Below are 25,551 nucleotides of genomic sequence, written 5' to 3' on the forward strand. Positions count from 1 at the left end.
CGCTGCGCCGCGACCGGAGCCGTCAGGAGTGGGTCGACGATTTTCCCGACCAGTTGCTGGAACTCCTCGCGTTTCTTCGCCGCGAGTTTCCCCGGGCGCACCCCTTCGGCCGCATCCTGGTGACGCCGGACATGCCCGGAGGCCCCGACGTATGGCTCCTCGGCTCGAGCATGTGGAGCGCTCGGGCGGCGGCGGAGATCGGCCTCCCCTACGCCTTCGCCCACTTCATCAACCCGGAGCCCACGCGCGAGGCGCTCGAGTACTACCGGACGCACGCCGACGAAAAGATCCGCCGCACGATTCTCGCTCTCGGCGTCATCTGCGCGGAGACAGAAGCGGAAGCCGTGCGCCAGTCGTCGGCCATCAGGCTGCGGCGCTACCTGCGGGCCCAGGGCGTCGAGCCCGGGGCCATCCCGACGCCGGAGGAGGCGCTCGCGCAGCTGGGTCCCGGCCCAGACCCGATGCCGCCGGAGCGGAGCGAGTGGCCGCGGTACATCGTCGGGTCGCGGGAGCAGGTGCGCGACCGGCTCACGGGCATCGCGGATGCGCTCTCGCTAGACGAGTTGATGATCCTCACGATCGTCCACGACCACCGCGCGCGCGTGCGGTCGTACGAGTTACTGGCCGAAGCCTTCGGCCTCAACCCCCGTGACGGCGCCGCGGCCCCGTCCGCGTAACGTCAGAACGCGCGGCCGGCCGCCATCACGCGCTCAGCGGCGGGCGCCGCCCATGCCGGCGCGTTGACGTACGAGCGGTCCAGCGCGGAGACCGAACCGCATCCCAACAGTTTCAGGTTCCGCATTAGGTCGGCTTTAAAGATCTCAAGCGCCCGCGCCACGCCCGCTTCTCCCGCCGCGCCGAGGCCGTAGGCGAACGCGCGGCCGATCAGCACCGCGCGGGCGCCGAGGCAGATGGCCTTGATCACGTCCGTGCCGCGGCGGATGCCGCCGTCGAGCAGCACCTCCGCACGGCCGTCGACCGCGGCCACAACCTCGGGGAGCGCGCGCAGCGTCGCCGGCGACGACTCGAGCTGCCGGCCGCCGTGGTTCGAGACGACGACGCCAGCCGCACCCGCGTCGACCGCGCGCCTGGCGTCCTCCGCGGTCAGCACGCCCTTGAACACGATCGGTCCGGGCCAGACTTCTCGGATCCAGCCGAGATCGTCCCAGGTGAACGACGTCCGGATGAGACTGCCGACGTCGCGCAGCTTCATCGGGCCCACGCCCGGCGTGACGATGTTGGGCAGCGTATGGACCCCACCGTCCAGCAGAAAGTCGATGAGCCACCCCGGGTGCGCCAGGATGCCGGGGAGGTACGGAATCTTTGCGAATGGGTTGTCGCCGAGCAGAACGGAGGTGTGGTTGTGATGGTCGCGCTCGCGCATCCCGATCACGTACGTGTCGATCGTGATGGCAAGCACGGAGAAGCCCGCCGCGCGGGCCCGCGTCAGCACGTCGATCCCCGCCTCGCGGCCGCCGGTCAGATACAGCTGGAACCACGCGGGGCCCCGGGTGGCGGCCTTCACGTCCTCGAGCGGGTGCCCGGACGCCGTGGAGAGGATGAAGGCCGTGCCGGCCTCGCCCGCGGCACGGGCCGCGGCGACCTCGCCCTTCGGATGGAACATCCGGCAGTACCCTACCGGCGCGAGCAGGACGGGCAGCGCCATGTCCTGGCCGAGCACGCGGGTGCGGAGGTCGACCTCCGGGACGGCCACGCCGTGCCGCGGCCGGAACGTGACCTCTTCGAAGGCGCGGCGGTTCTCGCGGAGCGTCACCTCGTCCTCGGCGCCGCCGTCGACGTAATCGAAGATCGGCTTCGGCAGCCGCCGCTGCGCCATGAGCCGCAGGTCGGCGATGTTGACGGCGCGGGCCACGTTCGCCATCGTTCCAAACACCCCCCGGTGTCGTGCGGCCGGCCGCTCAGCGGCCGGCTGTGATCTCCGCCTGAATCGCGCGCCACGCCTCGCGGGCCTCGTCGATCGAGCCTTCGTCTTCGATCGTCGAGACGTCGCCCGGATCCCGGCCGAGAATGACCGCCTTGAGCACGCGGCGCATGATCTTGCCGCTCCGCGTCTTGGGCACCATGCTCACGAAGTTCAGCTCCCCGATCACCGCGATCGGACCGAGTTCCCGCCGCGCCGTCGCGACGAGCTCGTCTTTGAGGCCCGCCGACGGCTCCCGGCCGAGTTTGAGCACGACGAACGCGCTGATCACCTCGCCGCGGAGTTCGTCCGGGCGACCGGTCACGGCCGCCTCGGCCACCGCGGAGTGCTTGAGCAGCGCCGTTTCGACCTCGACCGTCCCGATCCGGTGCGCCGCGATGCTGATGATCTCGTCCGCGCGGCCGGCGAACCACACGTAGCCGTCCTCGTCGATGTGCGCGGAGTCGCCGGTATAATACACGCGGCGGCCCGGGATGCGTTCCCAGTAGTCGCGGGCGTACCGCTTTGCATCCCCCCAGAGCGTCTGGATGAGGCCCGGGAACGGCCGCGCGATCACGAGGATCCCCTTCTCGCCCGGCGCGCAGGCCTGGCCGTCCGGGGTCACGATCTCTGCGTCAATGCCGGGCAGCGGGATGCCGCCGGACCCCGGCTTGATCGGCAGCAGGCCGAGCCCGTAGGGATTGCCGACGATCGGGCCCGCGGTCTCCGTCTGCCACATGTGGTCGATCACGGGAATGCGGTCGTCGAGTACTTTCTTCTGCAGCCATTCCCAGGCCGGCGCGTTCAAGGGTTCACCGGCGCAGAAGAGGCGCTCGAGCGACGCCAGCCCGTGCCCCTTCGCCGGTTCCTCGCCGTACCGCATCAAGAGCCGCACCGCGGTGGGCGACGTGAAGACGCTCGTGACCCCGAACTCGTCGATCACCTTCCAGAACACGTCGGGGCCCGGGTGGTCCAGCGCACCCTCGTAGGCAATCGTGGTGCACCCGACCAGCAGCGGCGCGTAGACGATGTAGCTGTGTCCCACCACCCACCCGATATCGGAGGTCGACCACCAGACGTCACTAGGCCGAAGATCGTAGACCCAGCGCGCCATGCTGTAAACGTGCACGGCGTACGGCCCGTGCATGTGGACCGACAGTTTGGGCGTCGCCGTTGTCCCCGACGTCGCGAGGATATAGGCCGGCTCGTTCGCCTCCATCGGGACCGCCCCGCCGGAGTGGCCGTGGCCGCGCGCGAGAAAATCTCCCCAGTCCACGTCGCGCGCCGCCACGGGCGCTGGCACGGTGGCCCGCCGCAGCACCACGACGTGCTCCACCGAGTCGCACCCGGCGTCGACCGCCGCGTCGACGATCTCCTTGAGCGGGACTTCGCGCCCCTTGCGAAACCCGACGTCCGCCGCGAACACGAGCCGGGAGCCGCTCGCCTTGATCCGGTCGGCCAAGGCACCCGCGCCGAATCCGGCGTAGACGACCGAGTGGATCGCGCCGATCCGCACGGCCGCGAGCATGGTGATGATCGCCTCGGGGCACGTCGGCATATATATGGTAAGGCGGTCGCCCTTCGTGATGCCCATGTCGCGGAGGGCGGCCGCGGCGCGCTCGACCTCGTGCAGCAGCTGCGCGTAGGTGAAGACCCGGCGGTCGCCCCGCTCGTTGACGTAGACGAGCGCGGCCACCCCGCCGCGTCCGTTGGCGACGTGGTGGTCGAGACAACTGGCTGAAAGGTTGGTCTGCGCGCCGATGAACCACCGGAAGTTCGGGTAGTTCCACTCGAAGACCCGGTCCCAGGTCCGGATCCAGGGCAGTTTGCGGGCGGCGCGGTCCCAGAAGCGCTCTGGATCCTCGAGCGCCTCCCGCTGCCACCGTCTGACAATCGGATTGACGACTTCCATACGACCAACCTACCACGCTAGCGCGCCCCGACCCTGCCCTCCGTAGGGCACGTGTTCGCCTCTTGCGCGGTTCCCCGGGCGACGATATCCTCTTGCCGTAATAGAATCAGCAGGAAACCGATCATGGCTAAAGGACTCGTCGCGAAACAGGCTATCAAGATCGATGCGCCCGCGTCGAAAGTCTGGGACGCGCTCGTCAACCCCGAGAAGGTGAAACAATACATGTTCGGCGCGACGGTGGCCTCGGACTGGAAGCCGGGCAGCGCGATCACCTTTACCGGAGAGTGGAAAGGCAAGGCGTATCAGGACAAGGGCGTGATCGTGCGCGCGGAGCCGCGGCGGATCCTCGAGTACACCCATTTCAGTCCGCTCTCCGGTCTGCCGGACACCCCGGATAACTATCACACGGTGACGATTGAACTGTCGGAGCAGAATCAGGCGACAACGCTTGCGCTGTCCCAGGACAACAACCCGAACGAGCAAGCGCGCCAGCATTCCGAAAAGAACTGGGGCGTCATGCTCGCCAATCTCAAGAAGGTCGTGGAACAGACCTGAGCGTTAGCCTGTAGCGACGCCGCCCTACCGGCGCCGCAGGGTGGCAATCGCCAGCGCGGTCCCGATCGTCAGCAGTGCCGCGCTCGCGATGAAGGGCGTCCCCGGTCCCACGCGGTCGTACAGTAGCCCTCCGAGCACGGGCCCGACGATGAGCCCCGCGCCCTGCGCCGTTTCCGACGCGCCCATCACCAAACCGGTGCGGCCCTCCGGAGCCGCTTCGCTCATCAACGCAAGCCACGCCGGAGACGACAGCGCGTAACTGCCGCCGAGCAGGACCGCCGCGACGCCGAGAACGATCACATGGCCGCGCCCCGCGGCGGGCAGCAGCCACATGCCGGCACTGGCCATCGACATCCCCCACACGACGGTGCGCGACCGTCCAACGCGGTCGGCCAGGTGGCCTCCCGGGACCGAGGCCGCGGCCACCGCCAGCACGAGCACGAGAAAGAGCACACCCAACAATCGGTCGCCGAGCCCCACCACGTCGTGCGCGTAGATGACCAGGATCGGCGCCAGCAGCCCAACGCCGAACATCTGCACGAACGCGATCGCGAGCAACGCCGGGAGCACGGGAGACGACCGTACCGCGGCAATCACTGCCCGCGGCGACATCGCGACCGACACGCCGCCGCGGCCCGACGGTCCGCTCGGCGCCACCCCGCCGCGTCCGGCCTCGCCGCGGAACACCAGCGACGCGACGCCCGCGGCGGTGAGCAGCAGCACTCCCGCCAGATAGAATCCCGCGCGGTAGTTGCCAAAGGCGGCCAAGACAAACAGCCCGACGCTCGGCCCGAGCGCCAGGCCGGTGAGGAAGAACATGTTGAGCGTGCCCATCCCGGCGGCGCGCCGCGCCGCGCCGGTACGCTCCGCGATGGCCGCGGCCGCGCACGGCCACACCGCGGCGCTGCCCGAGCCATCGATGAGGCGCAGACGTGTCGACCGCGGCGAACGCGGCCACGACCAGGCCGACGAGCGTCACGCTCGCCCCAAGACGCTCTTTCAGGTACAGCGGCAGCAGCGGAACGACGGTGGCGAAGCCCAGTTCGGCAAGGCCGACGACCGCGGCGATCTGCGCCGGCGGCCGGCCCGCCCCGGTGCCCGCGCTTCGCGCAGGCGGCAGACTCACCGCCCGAGTCACCGCGGGCTCAAGCGGTCCGGGCGCCCAATCGGGTGAGCATCGCGTCGCGGGCCCGGGCCTCGAACGTGTCGGGCAGCGGCGCCAGGGCAGTCTCCGGAAAGCGCCGGCTCAACGCCTCGCGGATCAGGCGGTCGGCAAACGCCGGATTCTTCGGCAGCAGCGGACCGTGCAGGTAGGTCCCGTAGACGCGGCCGGCCACCGCGCCCTCGGTCCGGTCCGTGCCGTTGTTGCCGAACCCCACGACCACACGGCCGAGCGGCCGGGCGCCGGGACCGAGGAACGTCCGGCCGCCGTGGTTTTCGAACCCGACGAGCGGCGGCTCGCCGCCGTCCGGCTGGATGACGAGATTGCCGATGAGGCGCGGCGCCGAGGGCCCGGCGTGCTCGGTCCACAGATCGAGCAGCGCAAGTCCCGGCAGATCGTCGCCTTCGGCGGGCCGGTAATACTTCCCGATCAGCTGATACCCGCCGCACACGGCGAGGACCACGGCGCCGTCCGCGACGGCCGCTTCGAGCGGACCGCGCTTCCGGTCGACGAGGTCGCCGACGGCGATCCGCTGCTGGCGGTCCTCGCCGCCGCCGACGAAGAAGAGATCCGCGTCGTCGGGCCCGATGTCGTCGTTCAGCCCGGCGTCCTTGACGATCACCTCGATGCCGCGCCGCCGCGCGCGGCTCACGAGGACCATGATGTTGCCGCGGTCGCCGTACAGGTTGAGCAGATCCGGATAGAGATGGCAGATCCGCAGCACCGGCATCATTCCCAGAACCTCCCCACGACGCCGCGCCGCTCGAGCACGGCGCGAATCGCCAGCATGGCGGTGTACGTCGGCAGGATGAACAGCCGGGAGGTCGCGTGCGCGAGCGCGCGGTCGAGCGCCGCGTCGTAGGACCGCTCGACCTCGATCGCGGCCGCGGGGATGCCGGCGTATTCGAGCCGCACCGCCAGGTCCTCCGCGCGCAGCCCGCCCGCGACCACGCGCGCCGCGCGGCCGGCCAGCATCTCGAAATCCACATCCCACAGCCACGAGACGTCGCGGCCGTCGGCGATCAGGTCGTTGATTGCGATCAGCACGACGGGCAGCGAACCACCGGCCAGCACGGTCCGGAGCACCTCGTTGAAACCCGCCGGGTTCTTGACGAGCAGGATCTGCACCTCGCGGCCGTCGAGCGTCAGGCGTTCGGCGCGGCCGAACGCCGGCAGGAACGAGCCGACCGCGTCCGCCGCGCGGGCGAGCGAGACTTCGATTTGGAGCGACGCGGCGACCGCGGCCAGGATATTGTAGACGTTGTAGAGCCCGGGCAGCCGCGTAGTCACGCGCGCCCGCCCCGCCGGCCCCGCCTCGACGGTGAAGGCGGCGCCGTCCGGTCCGGCAAGCGTGATGTCCCGGGCGACAACGTCGGGGTCGGGCCGCGCGACACCGCAGGTCGGGCAGCGGTACCGGCCCATGTGGCCGAAGTACGTCACCGCGTAGATGTACGGCGTGCCGCAGCGGTAGCAGTACCGGGCCTCCGCGGTGTGCTCGAGCGCGGGCAGCGCGTGGCGGTCGTCGTCGAGGCCGTACGTCACGAGCGTGCCCGGCATCTCCCGCACCGCGTCGTAGACCAGGGGGTCGTCGGCGTTCGCCACGCGCACGAACCCCGCGGGCAGCCGTGCGCCCGCGGCGCGCCAGAGGCCGGAGATGTAGTCGATCTCCCCGTACCGGTCGAGCTGGTCGCGGAACAAATTGGTGAACACCGCGACCCGCGGCGCGAGCGCGGGGACGACGCGCGGCACGGTCGCTTCATCGACCTCGAAAATGCCCAGGTCGCCGGCCGGCGCCCCGCAGAGATCGGCGTGCTCGACGAGCGCCGATGCGATGCCGGCGGCGAGGTTCGCGCCGGCGCGGTTGTGCACGACGCGGCGGCCTTCGGCGCGCATGATGTGGGCGATCAGGTGGGCCGTGGTGGTCTTGCCGTTGGTGCCGGCGACGAGGACCGTTCCCCCCGGCAGCCGCCCGGCGAGGAGGCCGACGACGTTCGGCTCGACGGCGCGGGCGACCCGTCCGGGCATCGTCGTGCCGCCGCCGCGGCCCAGCACGCGGCTCAGCGTCGCGGCGGTCTTACCGAGCGCGATCGCGGTGCTGAGACGTACGTTGAGCGACACGAAGAACGGCGCTTAGTACCGGCGCGCCCCCAGGTATCTGCTGCGGTAATAGGGATCGTCCATCGACGAGACGATGACCCCGCGGGCAACCGACGCGTGGATGAAGCGGCCCGCGCCCAGGTAAATGCCGACGTGCGACGGCCCGCTGTTGTACGTGTGGAAGAATACGAGGTCGCCGGGCCCGAGCAGCGCGGCCGGCACCGCCGTGCCGGCCTGATACTGGCCGAACGACGAGTGCGGGACCGCCATGCCGAACGCGCCGAAGACGCGGAACACCAACCCCGAACAGTCGAACCCGCGCTGCCCGATGCCGGACCACTGGTACGGCCGGCCGAGGTAGCGCATCGCCAGACGCGCGATGCCCGCGGTAACCACGGCGCCGCGCGACGGCAGCGCGCGGATCCATGGCACCGGAGGCGCGCCCCACACCGCGGTGACGGCCGGTGCCTCGGCCGTAATCGCGGCCGGGGCCGGCACGCCCGCGGACGCCGCGGCCGGGACACCCAGCAGCGGGACACCGATCAACAGGAAGAATGCGCAGGAACCGGAGGCAGCCGCCCGCATCACGTCGCCCTATTCGGGTCATGCGCGCCGCCCCCCTGCACGGCGGCCTCCGCGCGGCGCGGCCGCGTCGAAGCGCGCGGACTCGAACGGAGACCACATGGGAATAACCAAAGTGACGCCGTGCTTTCGCGCGCCACTTGAAGGGCACACGATCGGGCGAGTAGAATCAGCGGGAACCAGGGTCGCGGGCGGAGGTACCTGATGATCACGATGAAGGTCAAGACCGTGGCGATGGATCAGCAGATGAACCCCGTCGTGCTGCTGGTCGATCAGGCCGAGACGCTCGCGCTGCCGATCTGGATCGGCGGATCGGAAGCCCAGTCTATCGCGTTTCAACTGCAGGGCGTGCAGATGCCGCGCCCTATGACCCACGACCTCATCAAGCAGATGCTGCAGCACCTCACCGTCAGCATCAGCCGCATCGTGGTCACCGACATTCAGAACGGCACGTACTTCGCGGAGATTCACCTGAAGCGGAACGGCACCGACGTCGTGGTCGATTCCCGTCCGAGCGACGCGATCGCGATCGCGCTGCGCACGTCCGCGCCGATCTTCGTCGAAGACAAGGTCGCGGCCACGGCGATCCAACTGAAGAAGGCGTTCGACGAACACGAGGTGGAAGAGTTCAAGCGGTTCATCGAAAACGTCAAGCCCGCGGATTTCGCAAAGAAGCTCAAAGACAAGAAGCTCGAAGAGTCCTGACCGCTCCCCGCGCTCAGGCCCCGCCGGCCCGTCCGGCGGATCAGCGCGTCACCACGCCCCCCGACACGACCAACGTGTCTCCGGTGATATACGCCGCCTCGTCCGACGCGAGGAATACCGCGGCCTTCGCCACCTCGTCCGGCTGGGCGAACCGGCCGAGCGGGATCCGCGCGGCGATCGCCTGACGGTCGGCGATTGTCCGCTCCGCGTGGAAGGCGGTCTCCGTGTAGCCGGGCGCGATCGCGTTCACGCGGATCCCCGGCGCGAGATCGCGCGCGAGACACCGCGTCAGCATGATCACCGCCGCCTTGCTCACGCTGTAGTGCACGGCGCCGCCGCCGGGGTCGATGCCGCGCATCGAGGCAATGTTGATGATCGCGCCGCCGTCCCGCGCCATCGCCGCGGCCGCCGCCTGCGCGGCGAACATCGGCCCCGTCACGTGGACGTCCATCATCTGCCGCCACGTCTCCTCGTTCATCTCCGCGAACGAGGTCCGGTCGCTGATGCCGGCGTTGTTCACGAGGACGTCGAGGCGCCCAAACGCGCGAACGGCCTCGGCCACGAGCCGCCGCGCCTCCGCCGGGCGCGCCACGTCGGCCTGAATCGCGACGGCCTTGCCGCCGCCGGCGCCGATCGCCTGGGCCGCGGTGCGGGCGTCTCCGATCGAGCGCGCGGCGTTCAGCACGACGGCCGCGCCCTCGCGCGCGAACGCCTGGGCGATCGCGCGGCCGATACCCCGGCTCGAGCCGGTGACGAGGGCGACCCGTCCGCGCAGCCGGTTCATGCGCGCGCGGCCCCCGGACCCGGCTGAAGCGCCCGCGAGGCGCGTTCGACGTCGGCGACCACGGCCGGCCAATCCGCCAGCACGCGCTCCCGCGCGCGGGCGATCTCGGGCAGGCGCGCCGCCGCCGCCGCAGGCACGGCGTCCTCGTCCAGAATCTGCACGCGCCCATCCGGCGTGACGAGCACGTCGACCTCGAGATCCTCCCACTCCAGGCCGTCCGGGCCGATCCGAACCGGCCCGCTGAGGTTGAAGTAGTAGGCCAGCGTCTCGCCCGACGGAGCCATCCAGTGGTAGACGTTGTAGGGCCGATCGAGCCAGTAGTAGGCGACGGTCAGCGTCCCGGCCGGCAGGACGAGGTCGGCGACGCGGCCCTGGCCCGGCAGGCGGTACAGCAGCACCGCGCGATCCGCTGCGATCTCGACGGCCTCGCACGGATAGGTGCGCACGCTGCCGTCGAGGCGGCGCTTGACTTCGAGCACGTTCACGGGCGTTGAGTTCGGGCCGCGCCGCGGCCCACCTGCGCGTGTGCTACGTGGAGGACAGCCCCCGCCGGTCGTAGGTGTACACTTTGCCGTTCGCGCGGAGCTTCACGGGGTTGCGCCACAGGGCGTAGACGGCCTTCAGGAAGAGGCCGACGCGCTTCGGCTCGAGCTTGCGGTCCTCGTCCTGATGCACGAGGAGCAGGTCGCGGCCGCAGGACGACGGATCGACTTCGATCCGCGGATCGCCCTTGTGCAGCTTCTGGTTGATCAGCATTTCCTTGACCTTCACGAGATCGTAGCTCTTCTGCTTCTCCTTCGGATCGTAGACGAAGATATCGAGCCGGCGCACCAGGTCTTCCGTCAGCACCGTGTCGATGAGGCTCACGTCCTCGTGGTAGCGCCGCATCTCCAGCGCCCGGTCGAAGCCGTCGTCGTCGCGGATCGACTTGAACAGCGTGTAGCCGATCGTGTACGGGGCCGGCCGGTTGCAGAGGTGCACCGAGATGCTGGCCCACTCCTGCGCGCTCAAGAGGCGTGTCAGCAGCTCGGCCTCGACGAAGGTCGCCCAGCCCTCGTTGATGATGTGGGTGCGCTGGATGAGGTCGAAGTACTCGGCCTCTTCGCGGATCGCTTCGAGGATGCTCCGCTCGAAGTCTTCCAGCGGGGCCTTCTCCTCGAGATAGTACATGAGCCGGCGGCGCTTCTCTTTGGGGCTGCGCTCGAAGGCGTTGACCGAGGTCGCGACGGTGAGCAGCGCATCGAGCAGCTTCTCGACGCGCTCACGGCCGTACTGCCGCTCGTAGGAGCGGATCATCCGCGCGTGCCGCTCGGCCTCGTTCAGCATGTTCTTGTTCGACTTCTGGTACCAGTGGTTGTTGGCGAAGAAGTCCGCGTGCCCGAAGACGTGCGCGATCACGAGCACGTTCTCGAGATACGTGTTGGTGGAACGTAAGAAGGCGTGCGACGGCACCGTGTTCAGCACGAGCTCGAGGATGTTGAACACTTCCTTGTTCTGCTGGGTGACGAGCTCTTTATAGACGCCGCCCCAGTACCAGTGGACGAACCGGTTCGGCAGACCCATGCTCGCCACTTCGGCGATCTCGTCGCTGTCCGTGAGCTGGAAGACGACGGGATTGAACGCGAGGCCGCGGTCGCGGGCAAGCGTCTCGAGGCGCCCGATCACATTCTCGTACTCGACCATCGGTCCGCTCAGCACGTCAGTCCCTCCGCATCGCGGCGGCCATCGGCCGGCGCGCGGCGCGCGTCTCGAAGAATCCGAGGAAGTCCCGCATCGCCGTCCGGATCGTCTCCAGATCGACCAGGTTGGCGAACATCGCGCCCTCGCGGGTGCGCACCGCCTCCTGGACAAACTCGCTGAACCCGCCGATGCCGCGGCCGCCGGGGTTCACGTGGCCGTAGCACACCAGGTCGAACCCGCCGAGCGCCTCGTCGAACCGTTTCTTCGCCAGGTCGAAGTCGCCGGAGCTCGTCTCGCCGTCCGTGAACATGAACAGGAACTTGTCGTACTCGGTCACGCCGTCGAGCAGGCTGATCGCTTTCTCGAAGCCGGTGCTGATGTGCGTGCCGCCGCTCGATTCCACGCAGAAGAACTCGTCCCGGGTCTTCTCCTCGGCCACGTCCTGGAAGACGACGTACCGCCGGAGGTTCGTCGGGTAGCGGCGCTCCAGGTAGTGCCAGAGGATGAAGATCGTCTTGCGCACGAGCGCGAGGTACTCGCCGCGCATCGACCCGGAGATGTCGAGCACGTACACCTCGACCGACCGGTTGTTCTGGAAGGTCGTCGGGTCTTCGGTAAAGTACCAGCCGTCCTGCTGCACGTCGACGTCGTAGTCGACCTTGCCCGACTCGCGCGTGTTGCGCACCAGGCTCTGCAGCATCGTCTCTTCGAGGTTCAGGTCGGCGCGGAGGCCGATCCGGTCGAGGTCGTCGAGCTCGACCTGCTCCTGGGCCTCGACCTCCCCGGCCCGCCCCGGGTCGTGGAACGCCGGCAGGCGCAGGTCGTCGAGCAGCACCTCCTGCGCGAGGCGCACGAACTCGTCGAAGTCGAGCTCGACCTGGAGCTCCTTGCCGTGGTGGTCGCCGCCGAGGAGGCCGCCGAGAGCCTGGACCTGGTCGCCGCCCGCCCCCGCCCCGGCGCCCTGGCCGCCGGCCCCGCCGGAACCGCTGCCCTGCGCCAGGAACTGGCTCTCCTCGCCGAACTTCAGCGTCGGCAGGTCGAGCGTCGCGATCTGCGTCTTGACCTTGCCGTCGAGGATCAGCTCTTTCTGCTGGATCAGCTCGTTCAGGTTCTGCTTGAGATACTCCCGCAGCAGCTGATCGTGCTTGTACTGGGCGATCCGTCCGCGGTGAATGCGCATGGCGCGCCTCGACCCGGCCCGCGGCCTAGAAGCTCCTGCCGATCGTCCGGAAGAGGGAGCGCGCGCAGGACTCGCAGTAGCCGTGCTCCTCGATCGCGCTGCGCTGCAGCACGTCGAGCAGCTCGCGGCTCTTCGCGTCCATCTCCTCGGTCTTCTCGTAGAGGCGCAGGCAGTTCTTGATCTTGTTGAAGACGATCTCGTTGATGGCGCCGCGCAGGTGCTCGTTGTCCTTGTAGCTCATCTTGCGCAGCTCGTCGCGGCGCTCCAGCAGCACGTTCTCGAACGCCACGCGGCCCTGGCGGCTGATCTGCCGCTTTTGGACGAGGATGCCTTCCACCTCGTCGAGCAGCTCTTTGTCGCTGTCGGCGAGGGTCTCGCCGAGCACGCTGCGCGAGGCCGCGTCGAGGTAGTTGAGGTACAGGTTCTGGCCGTAGTCGTAGAAGTGCGTCGGGACGATGTTCTCGACCAGCAGCTCGACCTTGCCGTTGATGAACTCGACCTTCGTCTCCTCGAAGACCTTGAGCAGGTCTTTCTGGTTCAGGTCCTTGATCGACTGGTGGGCGAAGGTGGACTCCACCGCCTCGGTGATCACCTCGAGGTCGACGCAGCTCCGGGCGGACGTGTACCCGAGCGAGAAGGCGTCCTCGAAGAATCGCGGCGACAGCCCGCGCAGACCCTGCGACTCGGCGCGCGTCTTGATCGCGTAGGTCGCCGCCAGCTCGTAGACGTCCTGGGGCACGTGCTTGCTCTCGCGGCGGACGCGGTTGGCCCGCTCGACGAGGTCGCGGTAGATCTGCATCTCGCCCGGCGCGTCCACGTTGTACGGGTAGTCGACCTTGTGGATCCGGCCCCGCAGCGGCTCCATGATGTCCTCGGACAGGAACACGTTGTACTCCGGATAGTTGGTGTGTCCGATGACCACCATATCGACGTGGACGGTCGGGAAGTTCGCGAGGTCGATCCGCTTCGACTGGATCAGCTCGAGCAGCAGCGACAGCAGCTGCCGCCGGCTCTTGAAGACCTCGGTCCAGTCCAGGATCCCGCGGTTGGCCCAGATGACCTTGCCTTCGAAGTCGTAGGCGTCCGGGTCGTACGTCGAGCCGCGCTCCTTCAGCATCGCGAAGTTGATGTTGCCGACGAAGTTCGTGATGTCTTCGCGGCGGAGGTCGGTCGGAGTGTGCTTGGCGACGCCGACCTTGTCGCGGGCCGAGATGTTGATCCGCAGCACCGGGACTTTCTCCCACCCGCCGGCCCGGGCGATCAGCCGCTCGCACACCGGACAGGGCACGGCCTCCTCGTGCCACTGGAGGTCTTCCGTCTGCCGCACGTCGATGGGCACGAGGTCGAACGGATGCTGGTGGAACGGGCAGCCGTCCACGGCGTACACCGCGCCGTCGGGCGTCTGCGAGTACTCCTCGAGCCGCCGCTTGATCTTGTCCACCGTCATCGACTTGCCGGAGCCCTGCGGGCCGACCAGCAGCAGGAGACGCCGCTCCATGCTCATCGCGTATCCTTTAAAGAACGCGACGATGTCGTCGATCTGCTTGTCCATGCCGTAAATGCCTTCGAACACCTTGGCCTTGCCGAAATAGTCGATCATGTCGGAGATGTAGTGCAGCGTCGTGCGCCCGAGGCGCCGGTTCGTCTTGCTCTGTGCGACGTAGTCGGCTACGTTTGCGAACGGTTCCATATAAGAGTCACCTGCTTTTGTGCCGGGCCGCCCCGCAAATTCCCCGAGCCCGCGTCGGCGTGCCTCACGTCTGCCCTTTGATATACCCCGTACGACGAATACTGGATGGGCGTTCACCCCGGCCGGGCCGCATGCCCGGGAGGTGCCCGTTCCGGCCGTCCTTTAGACAGACCCGTTGGTCACGGAGGACGGTCGAAACCCGGGAAAATGAGAGAAACCCGGCTCGAGGAGACCGGAGACTCCCCGCCCGGGTTGTGGTTTCCGTTTCGTCACGCACTGCCACGACGTTTGGCCGAAGTCGCTCCGTCAAGGCCGCCCCTCTGTCGCCGGATCGTCCCGCTTTCGCGGGGCTGGCCGGTGGCATGCACCGGCGTCTGGGGCGGCGCTGCGATGTGCGAGCTGCGTCTAGTACAACGGCAGTGCCGTATGAACTTTTAACCGAGTATAGCGGCCTCGGGTAGAGGTGTCAATCAAAACTCTCGGTCAAGCGTCCGGCGCGCGCACGAGGAGGATCGGCCCGGCGTAGCGGCCGACCACCTTGGAGGCGACGCTGCCGGTGAACACGGCGCTCAGACCGGTCCGGCCGTGGGAGGCCATGATCAGCAGCTCCGCCCCGGAGGCCGCGGCCTCGTCCAGCACCCCCTGCGCCGCGTCCCCGCGGGCGACGGCCCAAGAAACGCCGATCCCGACGGCACGGATCAGGTCCGCGATCGTGCGAAGGTAGCGCTGCGCCTCGCCCTCCTCATAATCCAGGGTCGCCGCGGCGGCCGTCGGCACCAGTTTGGCCGCGCTGGCCCGCTCGCCCGCGATCGTCGACAACGTGGGGACGACCCGAAGCAGCACGATCTCGGCGCCGTAGGCCCGGGCGAACGTGCCCGCAAACGGCAGTGCCGCCTCGGCGGCCGGTTCGCCGTCGAGCGGAAGCAACATCTTATGGAGGGTGAGACCGTTCCGGTCGATTGGCGGGACAGCGCCCGATTCCGGCGGCCGGATCAGCAGCACTGGACGGTCGCCGCGCCGCAGCACCTGCTGGGCCACGCTGCCGAAGAGGGCCCGGCGCGCCCCGCCGGCGCCGTGGGTCGCGAGGACGATCAGGTCGGCGTCGAGGTCCGCGGCGTGCGCGACGATGCTCTGCGTCACGTTGCCCTCGGGGTTCGGGTGAACGTGGGTCTCCGTCTCGACGCCGGCGGCGCCGCACCGCGCGGCCACCTCGGCGAGATACCGATCGGACTCGTCGATCCGCGTCAGGTGACGCTCGCCGTGCACGCTCGGAGGCGCGTCGCGCTCCGTCACGTGCAGCAGGGTGAGGCGCGCCCCGAGATGCCGGGCGAGCGATGCCGCGGGCGGCAGGACCCACTCGGCGAGGCGCGATCCGTCGAGCGGGACGAGGATCCGCCGGATCGTGACGCCGCCGTTCACTCCGGATGCCGCCGCGGCCATGGCCCCTCCGTTTTCGGTACGACGCATCGCTCCCCTGTCGTTACCCGCCCCGGATCGTCTGCACGATCAGATACAGGTTCAGCCCGATGATGAACGCCGTGACGAGCACCGCGGCGACGGAGACGAGCCACCCGTTGACGAGCGGGCCCATGAGATCGCGGCGCCGCGTGAACAGCACGAGCGGCACGAGGGCGAACGGCAGCCCGAAGCTCAATATCACCTGGCTGATCACGAGCGTCCGCGTGGGATCGAACCCCAGGGCGATGACGACGATGGCGGGCGCCATCGTGACCAACCGCCGCAGCCAGATCGAAATCTGGCGGTGGAGAAACCCCTGCATCACGACCTGGCCCGCCATGGTGCCGACGGTGGACGAGGAGAGGCCGGACGCCAGCAGCGAGATGGCGAACACGGCGCTGCTGGCGGGGCCCAGCAGCGGAGCCAGCGTCTTGTGGGCCTCCTCGATGCTCGCCACCTTGGTCAGCCCGTGCCCCCAGAAGGTCGAGGCGGCCATCACCAGCATCGCGGCGTTGACCAGCCCGGCGATCGTCATCGCGATCACGACGTCGGCGAGCTCGAACCGGACGAGGCGCCTCGCCTGCTCGGCGTTCTCCGTCGCGACCCGGCGCTGGGTCAGCGACGAGTGCAGGAAGATCACGTGCGGCATCACGGTGGCGCCGAGAATTCCGACGGCCAACAGCACCGCCTCGGGGCCGCCGAGCATCGGGTGGACGACGCTGGCCGCGACCGCGCCCCAGCTGGGGCGATCCAACACGGTCTCCACCAGATAGCATCCGGCGATCACGCCGACGAGCGTCGTGATCACGGCCTCCACCGGGCGGAAGCCTTGCTGTTCGAGCGCGAGGATCACGAGGGTGCAGATCCCGGTCAGCAGCGCGGCCGGCATCAGCGGCATCCCGAAGAGCAGGTTGAATCCGATCGCCGCCCCCAGAAACTCGGCGAGGTCGGTGGCCATCGCCACGCCTTCCATCAACACCCACAACACCCAGACCACCGGCCGGGGAAACTGCTCGCGGCACATCTCCGCGAGGTTGCGGCCGGTCGCGATGCCGAGCTTGGCCGACAGAGCCTGCACCAGCATCGCGATGACGTTGCTCGCCAATACGACCCACACCAGCCGGTAGCCGAACTCCGAGCCGCCCTGGATGTTGGTGGCAAAGTTGCCGGGATCGATGTAGGCGACCGACGCGACAAACGCGGGGCCGAGGAAGGGCAGCAGCTGCAGCAGACCGCGCCGGCGGCTCCGGCCGGCCAGGATGTCCGTGGCCGCGCTCACGGTCGCAACGTCGCCGCGGCGGGGGCCGGGCGGTTGGCCGGGCACGGCGGCTATCGGTTCCTTCCCAGGCACGTTACTGAACGTGCACGTGTTCGCTGAGTGAATGGGGGAGCGTCAGCCGCCGGCCTTCGACCTCGACGTCGCAGCCGTTGCGCCGGCGTGCAAGCACCTTGAGGACGGCGCCCGGCAGCACCCCGAGACTGGCGAGCCGCCGGAGCAGCGCGGGACTCTGATCGCTGACGTGCGCGACGACGCCCTCCGCCCCCTGCGCCAGGGTCTCGAGTTTCGGGTAGCGGACGTCACGCATCGACCCGTCCGTCGACGGAATCGGATCGCCGTGGGGATCCTGCACGGGATTGCCGAGGACGGTGGCCATGCGCGCCTCCACCTCTTCGGAAAGCACGTGCTCCATCCGCTCGGCCTCGCCGTGCACCCGCTCCAGCGGCACCCCCAGGTGCTGCGCCAGATAGAGCTCGATCAGCCGATGGTGGCGAATGATCTCGAGCGCGATTTTCTCGCCCGCGGACGTGAGCACGAACCCCTGGTAGCGCGAGTAGGCGACCAGCCGCAGGCGCGCGAGGCGCTTGATCATGTTCGTCGCGGATGCCGCCGACACGTCCAAACGCTCGGCGACCTCCGATGTCGCGACGGCGTCGCGGCCCTGCTGCAGCTTGTAGATCGCCTTCAGGTAGTCTTGCATGACGCCGGTGATCGCGGGCACGGTCACCCTCCACACTCGCATATAAAATAATTTAGTGCAGGCTAAAAACTGGTAGCCCCCAGTTTATTGGTGTGCGCCGACGGTGTCAATAGGGGGCCGGGGGAAATTGTTTGAAACGCCCCAGGGCGGGGCAAATCACGCTGATGGATTCGATAATACCGCGGGATTCCAAATGTCGGACCATAGACGCATCGCGCGTGATGCGCCTCCTCACCAGCAGTCGTCCTGAAGCCCTGGGCGATGCCCGGCGGCGGGTCTCTCAGGCCCTGGCTCAGACGGGCCTCGGCCGCGACGCGGTCTCAGAGATGGAAATCGCGGCCGGCGAAGTGTTGTCGAATACCCACCTGCACGCGTACCCCTCCGGCATCGGACCCGTGTTTATCGAGGTGTTCTGCGCCATCGGGTTGGCGACGGTGATCGTGATCGACCACGGGACGGCCACCACCACGGTCACCGTCCCGGAGGGACAGCCCTCCGTCGCTGATGACGGCGGCCGCGGCTTGTACCTCACAGGCCATCTTACCGACAACGTCAAGGTCCGCGTGAGCCGGGTCGGCCACGGATTGGCCGTCCTGATCGCGAAGTCGCTCGAACCCGGGCAGACATTGGCCGCCTGAACCGCCCCACCCGCCCGGCCATACGCACTCGGTCGAGGAGTGCCGCGGCCCCGGCGAGAACGTTGAGTGCCATGGCGCCCGCGCTCCGCAAGCCTCGCGCGCTCCGTCCCGGCGATACGATCGGGCTCGTATCACCGTCGGGCCCGACCCGGCCGGGCGGCAGCGGCTCAACGCCGGAAAGCGTCGAACGTACCAGGCAGCGGCTCCACGACGTCGGGTTTCGCACCGTCGTCGCGCCGCACGCGTTCGATGCCCGCGGCTATCTCGCCGGCGCCGACACCGATCGTACGGCCGATCTCCAGGCGATGCTGGAGAACCCGGCGGTGAACGGCGTCCTCTGTATCCGCGGAGGCTACGGCGCGCACCGTCTGCTCGACCGGCTCGCCTACGCCGCGATCGGCCGCCACCCCAAGGTCTTCGTCGGGTTCAGTGACATTACGGCTCTTCACCTCGCCCTGTACACGCAGTGCGGCTTCGTGACCTTTCACGGCCCGATGGCGGGCGCGCTCGCGCAGCCCGACCCGCACGATTATCTGGAGCTGCTGCGCGCCGTGACCAAAGCCGAGCCGCTCGGCCGGCTCGTCAACCCTCCGGGCGCGCCGGCGATCGAAACGCTCGTGCCCGGGGTCGCCGAGGGACCGCTGATCGGCGGCAACGCCGCCCTGCTTACCGCACTGCTCGGCACGCGCTTCGTGCCGGAGGCGGAGGCATTTCGGGGCAGCATCCTCTTCCTCGAGGACGTGGGGGACAAGCTCTATCGTCTCGACCGCAAACTCGCGCACCTGCGCTTGGCGGGGATCCTCGACGCGGTGACGGGCATCGTTATCGGGGAATGCCGGTATTCAGCGGAACCGGGAGACACGCTTTCGCTGCAGCAGATTCTCGAGGATCACATCGTCCCGCTCCGCAAGCCGGCGATCTATGGGCTCGCGTGCGGACACGGAGCCTACCACCTGACGCTGCCGATCGGCGTCCGGGCACGGCTCGATGCCGCCGAGCGCAGCCTCTCGGTTGAGGAGGCCGGAGTAGAAGCTTAGACGCCGCCGTCCATCGCCGGATACCCCCCGCGTCGTCGCATCGCTAGTACAAATCGGCCAAGTCGCGGAGCCGGGCACGCCGCCGCTGACTCCCGTCGACGATTTCAAAGAACTCATCGAACGTTCCGCCGAGGGCGTCGAGGAGACGCTGCCGGGTCTTTGGGCCCGGGTGGGTTCGCCCGGCCAGAATGTCGGACAGATGCGTCCGGTGCATGCCCATCCTTTGGGCCAGCGCGGTCTTGGTCAGATTGCGCCGCGCGATCGCGGCTTCCAGCGCGCCGTGCCTCAGACGGACTCGCATCGAGACGACCCCGTGTTCAGCCTAACTCCAGGATTATGTACTTGATACAGGGAGGGTCCCATGTTAGCCTCTAGACAGCGGAAAGAATGGTGTTTTCCGCCTAAATGGAGGCGTCCCGTGACCATTTGCATTGCGGCATTATGCGACAACAACAAGACTCTTATTATGGTGGCTGATCGTCGCGTCGGATTGGCATCGGGGGAAATGGAGACGGACACGGAGATCAAGATTCATAAAATATCGCCAACTTGGTTTACGCTTGTTGCTGGCAACGATGTTGAAGCTGCTCATGAAATCGCAGCAACAGCTGGCGGTGCATTACGTGATCGAGCGGCTCAGGGTTCCGTTAACGGCACATTAGATGTGCGCCGTGAATTGGTCGAATCGTACAGACGAGTACGGATGCACCATGCTGCGGCTGAACCTCTCGTTGCCCGAGGTTGGACGTTAAATGAGTTCAAGGACAAAGGACACAAATCGCTTCCGGAATCTACATTCGCTGAAATTGATGGTGGATTACAGCGTTATGATTTAGAAGTGGATCTGATCGCGTGTGGATTTTTCGGTGATGACGATGGCGACATTATCACAGTGCACAATCCAGGCGTGGGAAAGTTGGTAACAAGTTCTCATTTCGCCGCTGCCGGGACTGGTTCAACTGCGGCGATTTTCTCGCTGTTCATGCGAAAGTTTCATTCCGGAATGAGTTTACCGCTGGCACTCTACTACGTTTACGAGGCTAAAGTAGCCGCGCAACGTGCTACTGGAGTAGGAGAAACGACGGTCATGCTAGTGATGAGAAAAGGCCAAACAGACCACGTTTCTATTGATGAAAGTGAACAGAGTGATGTGCTTGAAATAATCCGCCAGGATTTGGCACCTAGGTACCCGTCCGATGAACAGGTAGAAGAGATTCGCCAATTTGAAAGTCTGAAGAAGTTACCGTCCCTTCCAAGCAAAGAGGCTCAGGTAGGATGAGACCACGCCATGATGCCTGCAATTATCACGACGATGTACGCAGTCCAGAACACCAAACCTTCGATCCCGCCGTACTCAAACAGATGGGCTCGAATGATCTCGTACGTGACGATCGTGTACGCCAGTCCGAAGGCCCAACGCCAGTACCGTTGGAATCGCTCCTCCATAATTTGCCCCTGTCTCTTGCCGCCACCGCTGGCTTCGGGATATGAGTAACGACCTGGTGTTCGGTATACACTTGGACGCCCCTTGTAAACGGTCGACCTGTGCTATAATCGGAAACGGCTATAGGGCGGTCCCGGCTCCGCGTCCAAACGGTGGTCCCGCCCTATGCGTTTGGGGGTCGCCTCGGGCAAACCCGACTGGCCATCGGTGGCGCATCAGAAGATCGATGCGCGGGGGCGACTCCCCCTTACTCTATGCGCGGAGGGGCTGGCACTGGCGAGCCGAGCGGTCTCCAAAACCGTACCCTGCCGGGTTGCGGGTTCGAGTCCCGTCCCCTCCGCTCTTTCAACTCAATGGTAGATGACACACGCTAAGTAAGGGAAGAGCAGCAATCACGGTTAGGCATTACAAGCAAGTAGAACTCATGGAGCGACAATGATGAGAAGGACATCGGTCGAGCGAGCTGCGCGAAGAGAGATCGCGCAATTGACTCGTCAAAAGGACAAGATAGAGCGGCGGCTCAATATGCTGCACAATATCCTTATTGAGATGGAGACATACGACAGTTCTGAGCCGTCCTCATCGCGCAAAATGGGGGCGAATCAAATTGCCATTGCTTCTATCCTCAGGAGCGGGAATGGTGCGATGTCGGTTCGAGACATTGCTAATCGCGTCTATCAGACGGGACGAATTAAGAGCGCAAACGGGCATCGTGGCATTTATGCCATCGTCCAAACAGTCCTGCGACGTAATGCCAAGACTACCTTTATCAAGGTTGGTACTGGCAAGTGGGAACTGAGAGAGAGATATTTGGCTTCGAAGGGGATCGAAAAGGGGATCAAGCAATACTTCAAAGCAACCCGTAAGGAAAGGACGGAGGGCGAGAAAACAACCGTTCCTGCGGTCTGACTGATTTTGTCATGCCGTGAGGTTCTTGAAGGTGAGCGTCGGCGTTGTGACCATGTGCTTGAGCGTGTCCACGAAAAGATCACTGTCCTTCCGGCGATTGAACCGGAACGCCATTTCGTTGAGATAGGCGGGGAGATGTTTCGCGCTGACCTGATGCCATGTACCGATGATGCCGCGCTTCAGCAACGAGAAGGCCGACTCAACCGTGTTGGTGTGGACGATACCGCGCACATAACTCCGATTGAGGTGTCGAATCGTCTTGTGCCGCTTGCCGAACGGGTATCCCACAATGGCGTGCGGGCGGTAGTCGTCCGTGATGAACAGTTCTACATCGTCGCTAACGTGTTCGCGCACGAACTGGCTCAGCGTCTCTGCCGTCACGCCCTTGGCGCGGAAGAACCGGAGCGGCCCGCCACGCTGCCGGATCGCCAGCACGGCCTGCTTGTTCTTCGACCAATTACGGTTGCCGCGTATCTTGCCACCGACATAGGTTTCGTCGATTTCGACGATGCCGCCGAGTTTGGTCTGTTGGGATTCCAACATCGCGGCGCGGATTCTGTGGCACAGGTACCATGCGGTCTTGTAACTGACGCCAAGTGTCCGCTTCATCTGATTGGCCGAGAAGCCTTTACGCGCTTCGACCAGGAGCAGGACGGCGGCGAACCATGTTTCGAGCGGCAGGTGCGAATCGCCAAAGATGTTGCCAGCGGTCACGGAGAATTGGTATCCGCACTTGCACTCCCATTGCTTCCGACCGGCGACAGGGTATACGATTTTGGACTGACAACGGGGGCATCGGACGCCATTCGGCCAACGCAACCGCTTGAGCAGTTCACGGCACTTCTCGTCGGTGGAGTAGGAGCCTAATATGGTCAAGAGATTCACGAAGGCACCTCGGAAGAAATCGGCATCGGCGAACTCGTTGGAGCGTGTGCCGCTTCGCGGTCTTGTGGCAAGCGTGAAACGTGATCTGCGCCGCAAACTGCGGGCGGCGTCGAAGCCGAAGCGGAGAGACTGAACGATGCGCTTTTCACATCTCAAGCGTACGCTTCGGAATCACCTGTGTCAAGTATATAATCCTGCCTAACTCGATTATTGCCATTTTGTCAATAAACAATTCCGCCGCGCGTGACCGCGTCGGCGTTATGTCTTGTTTGCTTCTGAGGAATGTGGTAAATTCGTCGTGACGTTTCGTCAAAGGCGGTTCCCTTGGGCTTCTATCAGCGAATCGGCGCCCGGCTCCGCGCCCTCAGGCTCCGGACCGGCCTCTCGCAGGCCGCCCTCGGCGCCCGCATGGGGCTCACGGCCGGCGCGATCAACCGTTACGAAATGGGCCACCGCCGGGTGCCGCTTGAGGACGTCCCGAAGATCGCGTCAATTTTCCGCGTCGCGCCAGTGACGCTGCTCGGCGCAGAAACGGCGGCGGGCCGGATCGGCCGATCGGCAGATCCGGCGGACCGCGTCCGGGAAGAATCCCCGGTATACGGTGGACATGGCCGGCCGGACGCCGCGGTGCGCGCCTACGCGAAGTCGCTGACTCCGGCACGGCTGCGCGCCCTCGCCAAACGGGCCGGCGTCGAGCCCCGTCTCGAGCCGGCCGCGCTTCGCCGTTACGCTGAGCTGATCGCCGAGGACTTCGCGAGGCGGGCGCGGGTCGCCCGGCTTAAGTTTCATGGTGGCCGGGCGCGGGTCGCCCGGCGGAGGTAGCGTTGCCCGCACCGAAAGGAAGTGCCGTGAACGAATCCACGACGCCGCGGCTCCATCCCCTCGCGAGAAAGGCGCTCGCCGCGCTCGAGCCCTACGTCCCCGGCCGCTCCGCGGAGGACGTGCAGAAACAGTACGGCCTCACCAGCGTCGCGAAGCTGGGCAGCAACGAGAATCCGCTCGGCGTCTCGCCGCGCATCCGGGACGCGCTGCTCGCCGTGATCGACGGCGTGCATCACTATCCGGACCCGACGTGCGCGGCCCTGCGCCGGCGCGTCGCCGCCCGGTTCAAAGTCACGCCCGACCACGTCTGTGTCGCGAACGGCGTCGACAACGTGCTCACGTGCCTCGGCCTCGCGTTCCTCGACGCGGGGGACCGCTGCGTGGTGGGCGTCCCGACGTACACGGCGTACGCGTCGCTCGCGCTGATGCTCAACGCCGTACCCGTCGAGGTGCCGGTGCGCGAGTGGCGCCTGGACCTCCCGCGGATGGCCGGCGCGGCGGCGAACGCCAAGATGGTGATCGTCTGCAACCCCAACAACCCGACCGGGACGATCGTCACCCACGACGAGGTCGAGGGGTTCCTCAAGAGCCTCCCGCCGACGGCGCTCGCCGTGCTCGACGAGGCGTACGCTGAATTCGCCGGCGATCCGGCGTTCCCGGACGCCGCCACGCTGCTCGGCCGGTATCCTAATCTCGTCGTCCTGCGCACGTTCTCCAAGATTTACGGACTGGCCGGGCTGCGCGTCGGATACGCGGTCGCGGCGCCGGAGATCATCGCCTGCTTCAACGTGGTCCGCGAGCCGTTTCCGGTAGACCGGCTCGCGCAGGCCGCGGCCGAGGCAACGCTCGACGACGAAGCGTATGTCCGCGCCGCCTACGAGAACAACCGGACCGGACGCGCCTGGCTGGCCGCCTCACTCGCGGACCTGGGGCTGCGCAGCATTCCGAGCCAGGCCAACTTCGTGCTGGTCGACCTCGGCCGCCCGGCGAACGATGTCGCTCGGCAGCTGCTGCCGCACGGCGTGATCATCCGGCCCGGCGCGATGTGGCGGCTCCCGACGTGGGCGCGCATCACGGTCGGAACCGCCGGCGAGAACCGCCGCCTGATCGCGGCCCTCAAGACTGTGCTCGTCGCGCGATGACCCCGTCTTCGCGGGGCGGTGCGGCCCCGTCTTCGCGGGGCGGTACGGGCGGACCGCGCCCCGTGCGCGCGCCGCGGGGCACCACGCTGTCGTGCAAAGGCTGGCCGCAGGAAGCGGCGCTGCGGATGCTGATGAACAACCTCGATCCGGAGGTCGCCGAAAAGCCGGACGAGCTGATCGTCTACGGCGGCACCGGACGGGCGGCCCGGTCCTGGGCGGCTTTCGACGGCATCGTCGGCGCGCTGCGGGCGCTCGAGGGCGATGAGACCCTCCTCGTGCAGTCCGGCAAGCCGGTGGGCGTCTTTCGATCGCACCCCGACGCGCCGCGCGTCCTGATCACGAACGCGATGCTGGTCCCGGCCTGGGCGACGTGGGACGAGTTCCGGCGCCTCGAGGCGCTCGGTCTGACGATGTACGGGCAGATGACGGCCGGCTCCTGGATCTACATCGGGACCCAAGGCATCATCCAGGGAACGTACGAGACGTTCGCCGCGCTCGCGCGGCGGCATTTCGGCGGCAGCCTGCGCGGCCGTCTCGTCCTGACCGCGGGGCTCGGCGGCATGGGCGGCGCCCAGCCGCTGGCTGTCACGATGAACGAAGGCGTGGCGCTGGTCGTGGAAGCCGACCCGGCGCGCATCGACCGGCGGGCGCGTGCCGGCTGGGTGGACGAATCGACGCAGAGCCTGGACGCGGCCCTGCATCTCGCCGAACAGGCGGTACGCGAGCGGCGGCCCCGGTCCATCGCCCTGCTCGGCAACGCGGCACACCTCTACCGCGAGATCCTCGGCCGTGGCGTCCCGGTGGACGTCGTCACCGATCAGACCTCCGCCCACGACCTCCTCGGCGGCTACATTCCGGACGGCCTCAGCGCCGCCGCCGCGGCGGCGCTGCGCCGGACCGATCCCGACGGTTACGTCGCGAGGGCCGAAACATCGGTCGCCCGCCACGTCGAAGCGATGCTCGACTTCC

Annotated in this window: 26 protein-coding genes and 1 tRNA gene; 11 read left to right on the forward strand and 16 right to left on the reverse strand. The window is 67.2% G+C overall.

Translation table 11 applies throughout. The features are described from left to right. Positions 1-677, forward strand: a 677-nt coding sequence (locus VKT83_03395) for an LLM class flavin-dependent oxidoreductase (GenBank protein HLY21493.1), incomplete at its 5' end; no start/stop codon positions are given. Positions 678-679: 2 nt separating this feature from the next. On the opposite strand, the gene VKT83_03400 is transcribed toward VKT83_03395, so the two are convergent. Together VKT83_03400 and VKT83_03405 are read right to left on the reverse strand one after the other, a co-directional pair. After that, positions 680-1,882 carry an alpha-hydroxy acid oxidase gene (locus tag VKT83_03400; GenBank protein ID HLY21494.1) on the reverse strand — a complete coding sequence of 401 codons (1,203 nt, stop codon included), beginning with the start codon at positions 1,880-1,882 and terminating at the stop codon, positions 680-682. Between the two features lie 37 nt (positions 1,883-1,919). Next, positions 1,920-3,833 (reverse strand): acetate--CoA ligase, encoded by a 1,914-nt coding sequence (locus tag VKT83_03405; GenBank protein HLY21495.1) that lies wholly within the window; start codon positions 3,831-3,833, stop codon positions 1,920-1,922. Between the two features lie 123 nt (positions 3,834-3,956). Between VKT83_03405 and VKT83_03410 the strand changes: the two genes are divergently transcribed. Beyond that, complete coding sequence (locus VKT83_03410) at positions 3,957-4,388, forward strand: SRPBCC domain-containing protein (GenBank protein HLY21496.1); 432 nt, start codon at positions 3,957-3,959, stop codon at positions 4,386-4,388. 24 nt (positions 4,389-4,412) lie between these two features. Here the strand turns inward: VKT83_03410 and VKT83_03415 are convergent, their stop codons facing one another. From VKT83_03415 to VKT83_03430, 4 genes are all read right to left on the reverse strand, one after another. After that, positions 4,413-5,318, reverse strand: coding sequence for an MFS transporter (locus VKT83_03415; GenBank protein ID HLY21497.1), 906 nt, complete (start codon positions 5,316-5,318; stop codon positions 4,413-4,415). Between the two features lie 215 nt (positions 5,319-5,533). Further along, the gene (locus tag VKT83_03420; protein HLY21498.1) at positions 5,534-6,283 is read right to left on the reverse strand and encodes a glutamine amidotransferase; all 750 of its coding nucleotides are present in this window, start codon (positions 6,281-6,283) and stop codon (positions 5,534-5,536) included. Next, positions 6,280-7,668, reverse strand: coding sequence for a Mur ligase family protein (locus VKT83_03425; GenBank protein HLY21499.1), 1,389 nt, complete (start codon positions 7,666-7,668; stop codon positions 6,280-6,282). Before VKT83_03425 ends, VKT83_03420 begins: the two co-directional genes overlap by 4 nt. 12 nt (positions 7,669-7,680) lie before the next feature. After that, positions 7,681-8,232, reverse strand: coding sequence for a C40 family peptidase (locus VKT83_03430; protein ID HLY21500.1), 552 nt, complete (start codon positions 8,230-8,232; stop codon positions 7,681-7,683). Positions 8,233-8,433: 201 nt separating this feature from the next. Here VKT83_03430 and VKT83_03435 point away from each other — a divergent pair, with 201 nt between their 5' ends. Then, complete coding sequence (locus tag VKT83_03435; protein HLY21501.1) at positions 8,434-8,934, forward strand: bifunctional nuclease family protein; 501 nt, start codon at positions 8,434-8,436, stop codon at positions 8,932-8,934. Between the two features lie 40 nt (positions 8,935-8,974). Here VKT83_03435 and VKT83_03440 read toward each other — a convergent pair whose 3' ends face one another. The 8 genes from VKT83_03440 to VKT83_03475 all read right to left on the reverse strand — a co-directional run bounded on the left by VKT83_03440 (position 8,975) and on the right by VKT83_03475 (position 17,726). After that, positions 8,975-9,718 carry a glucose 1-dehydrogenase gene (locus tag VKT83_03440; GenBank protein HLY21502.1) on the reverse strand — a complete coding sequence of 248 codons (744 nt, stop codon included), beginning with the start codon at positions 9,716-9,718 and terminating at the stop codon, positions 8,975-8,977. Then, a complete protein-coding gene (locus VKT83_03445; GenBank protein ID HLY21503.1) occupies positions 9,715-10,203 on the reverse strand; it encodes a DUF402 domain-containing protein in 489 nt (162 codons plus the stop codon). Before VKT83_03445 ends, VKT83_03440 begins: the two co-directional genes overlap by 4 nt. A 43-nt stretch (positions 10,204-10,246) precedes the next feature. Continuing rightward, the gene (locus VKT83_03450; protein ID HLY21504.1) at positions 10,247-11,416 is read right to left on the reverse strand and encodes a SpoVR family protein; all 1,170 of its coding nucleotides are present in this window, start codon (positions 11,414-11,416) and stop codon (positions 10,247-10,249) included. A 1-nt stretch (position 11,417) separates the two neighbouring features. After that, a complete protein-coding gene (locus VKT83_03455; protein ID HLY21505.1) occupies positions 11,418-12,578 on the reverse strand; it encodes a DUF444 family protein in 1,161 nt (386 codons plus the stop codon). A 25-nt stretch (positions 12,579-12,603) separates the two neighbouring features. Then, positions 12,604-14,268: a hypothetical protein gene (locus tag VKT83_03460; protein ID HLY21506.1), complete on the reverse strand. Its 1,665-nt coding sequence runs from the start codon at positions 14,266-14,268 to the stop codon at positions 12,604-12,606. Between the two features lie 483 nt (positions 14,269-14,751). Beyond that, positions 14,752-15,708 (reverse strand): universal stress protein, encoded by a 957-nt coding sequence (locus VKT83_03465; protein ID HLY21507.1) that lies wholly within the window; start codon positions 15,706-15,708, stop codon positions 14,752-14,754. 40 nt (positions 15,709-15,748) lie between these two features. Next, on the reverse strand, positions 15,749-17,005 hold the full coding sequence (locus VKT83_03470; GenBank protein HLY21508.1) for an Nramp family divalent metal transporter: 1,257 nt from the start codon (positions 17,003-17,005) through the stop codon (positions 15,749-15,751). A 73-nt stretch (positions 17,006-17,078) separates the two neighbouring features. Then, on the reverse strand, positions 17,079-17,726 hold the full coding sequence (locus VKT83_03475; GenBank protein ID HLY21509.1) for a metal-dependent transcriptional regulator: 648 nt from the start codon (positions 17,724-17,726) through the stop codon (positions 17,079-17,081). Positions 17,727-17,926: 200 nt separating this feature from the next. Between VKT83_03475 and VKT83_03480 the strand changes: the two genes are divergently transcribed. After that, positions 17,927-18,343: an ATP-binding protein gene (locus VKT83_03480; GenBank protein HLY21510.1), complete on the forward strand. Its 417-nt coding sequence runs from the start codon at positions 17,927-17,929 to the stop codon at positions 18,341-18,343. 71 nt (positions 18,344-18,414) lie between these two features. Beyond that, complete coding sequence (locus tag VKT83_03485; GenBank protein ID HLY21511.1) at positions 18,415-19,380, forward strand: LD-carboxypeptidase; 966 nt, start codon at positions 18,415-18,417, stop codon at positions 19,378-19,380. A 43-nt stretch (positions 19,381-19,423) separates the two neighbouring features. Here the strand turns inward: VKT83_03485 and VKT83_03490 are convergent, their stop codons facing one another. Then, a complete protein-coding gene (locus VKT83_03490; GenBank protein HLY21512.1) occupies positions 19,424-19,681 on the reverse strand; it encodes a helix-turn-helix transcriptional regulator in 258 nt (85 codons plus the stop codon). 117 nt (positions 19,682-19,798) lie between these two features. On the opposite strand from VKT83_03490, the gene VKT83_03495 reads away from it, so the two are divergent. The 3 genes from VKT83_03495 (at position 19,799) to VKT83_03505 (ending at position 21,733) form a co-directional block, all read left to right on the forward strand. Continuing rightward, positions 19,799-20,659 carry a hypothetical protein gene (locus tag VKT83_03495; GenBank protein HLY21513.1) on the forward strand — a complete coding sequence of 287 codons (861 nt, stop codon included), beginning with the start codon at positions 19,799-19,801 and terminating at the stop codon, positions 20,657-20,659. Between the two features lie 425 nt (positions 20,660-21,084). After that, a tRNA-Trp gene (locus tag VKT83_03500) sits at positions 21,085-21,164 on the forward strand. Between the two features lie 95 nt (positions 21,165-21,259). After that, positions 21,260-21,733 (forward strand): hypothetical protein, encoded by a 474-nt coding sequence (locus tag VKT83_03505; protein HLY21514.1) that lies wholly within the window; start codon positions 21,260-21,262, stop codon positions 21,731-21,733. A 9-nt stretch (positions 21,734-21,742) separates the two neighbouring features. On the opposite strand, the gene VKT83_03510 is transcribed toward VKT83_03505, so the two are convergent. Further along, positions 21,743-22,447: an IS1595 family transposase gene (locus VKT83_03510; protein HLY21515.1), complete on the reverse strand. Its 705-nt coding sequence runs from the start codon at positions 22,445-22,447 to the stop codon at positions 21,743-21,745. A gap of 495 nt (positions 22,448-22,942) precedes the next feature. Here VKT83_03510 and VKT83_03515 point away from each other — a divergent pair, with 495 nt between their 5' ends. The 3 genes from VKT83_03515 to hutU all read left to right on the forward strand — a co-directional run. Next, positions 22,943-23,440, forward strand: a complete 498-nt coding sequence (locus VKT83_03515) for a helix-turn-helix transcriptional regulator (protein HLY21516.1) — start codon at positions 22,943-22,945, stop codon at positions 23,438-23,440. A gap of 26 nt (positions 23,441-23,466) precedes the next feature. Continuing rightward, positions 23,467-24,582, forward strand: a complete 1,116-nt coding sequence (gene hisC / locus VKT83_03520) for a histidinol-phosphate transaminase (protein HLY21517.1) — start codon at positions 23,467-23,469, stop codon at positions 24,580-24,582. Next, a partial coding sequence (gene hutU / locus VKT83_03525) for a urocanate hydratase (GenBank protein ID HLY21518.1) occupies positions 24,579-25,551 on the forward strand: 973 nt, incomplete at its 3' end. The genes hisC and hutU, both read left to right, overlap by 4 nt.

It is taken from the genome of bacterium, from assembly GCA_035308905.1.
Classification (GTDB): Bacteria; Sysuimicrobiota; Sysuimicrobiia; order Sysuimicrobiales; family Segetimicrobiaceae; genus DASSJF01.

Coding starts and splice junctions, on each gene's coding strand:
- VKT83_03410 (HLY21496.1), top strand. CDS start 3,957: ATGGCTAAAGGACTCGTCGCGAAACAGGCTATCAAGATCGATGCGCCC.
- VKT83_03460 (HLY21506.1), bottom strand. CDS start 14,268: ATGGAACCGTTCGCAAACGTAGCCGACTACGTCGCACAGAGCAAGACG.
- VKT83_03405 (HLY21495.1), bottom strand. CDS start 3,833: ATGGAAGTCGTCAATCCGATTGTCAGACGGTGGCAGCGGGAGGCGCTC.
- VKT83_03465 (HLY21507.1), bottom strand. CDS start 15,708: ATGGCCGCGGCGGCATCCGGAGTGAACGGCGGCGTCACGATCCGGCGG.
- VKT83_03440 (HLY21502.1), bottom strand. CDS start 9,718: ATGAACCGGCTGCGCGGACGGGTCGCCCTCGTCACCGGCTCGAGCCGG.
- VKT83_03430 (HLY21500.1), bottom strand. CDS start 8,232: ATGCGGGCGGCTGCCTCCGGTTCCTGCGCATTCTTCCTGTTGATCGGT.
- VKT83_03420 (HLY21498.1), bottom strand. CDS start 6,283: ATGATGCCGGTGCTGCGGATCTGCCATCTCTATCCGGATCTGCTCAAC.
- VKT83_03505 (HLY21514.1), top strand. CDS start 21,260: ATGATGAGAAGGACATCGGTCGAGCGAGCTGCGCGAAGAGAGATCGCG.
- VKT83_03400 (HLY21494.1), bottom strand. CDS start 1,882: ATGGCGAACGTGGCCCGCGCCGTCAACATCGCCGACCTGCGGCTCATG.
- VKT83_03480 (HLY21510.1), top strand. CDS start 17,927: ATGCGCCTCCTCACCAGCAGTCGTCCTGAAGCCCTGGGCGATGCCCGG.
- VKT83_03485 (HLY21511.1), top strand. CDS start 18,415: ATGGCGCCCGCGCTCCGCAAGCCTCGCGCGCTCCGTCCCGGCGATACG.
- VKT83_03435 (HLY21501.1), top strand. CDS start 8,434: ATGATCACGATGAAGGTCAAGACCGTGGCGATGGATCAGCAGATGAAC.
- VKT83_03455 (HLY21505.1), bottom strand. CDS start 12,578: ATGCGCATTCACCGCGGACGGATCGCCCAGTACAAGCACGATCAGCTG.
- VKT83_03490 (HLY21512.1), bottom strand. CDS start 19,681: ATGCGAGTCCGTCTGAGGCACGGCGCGCTGGAAGCCGCGATCGCGCGG.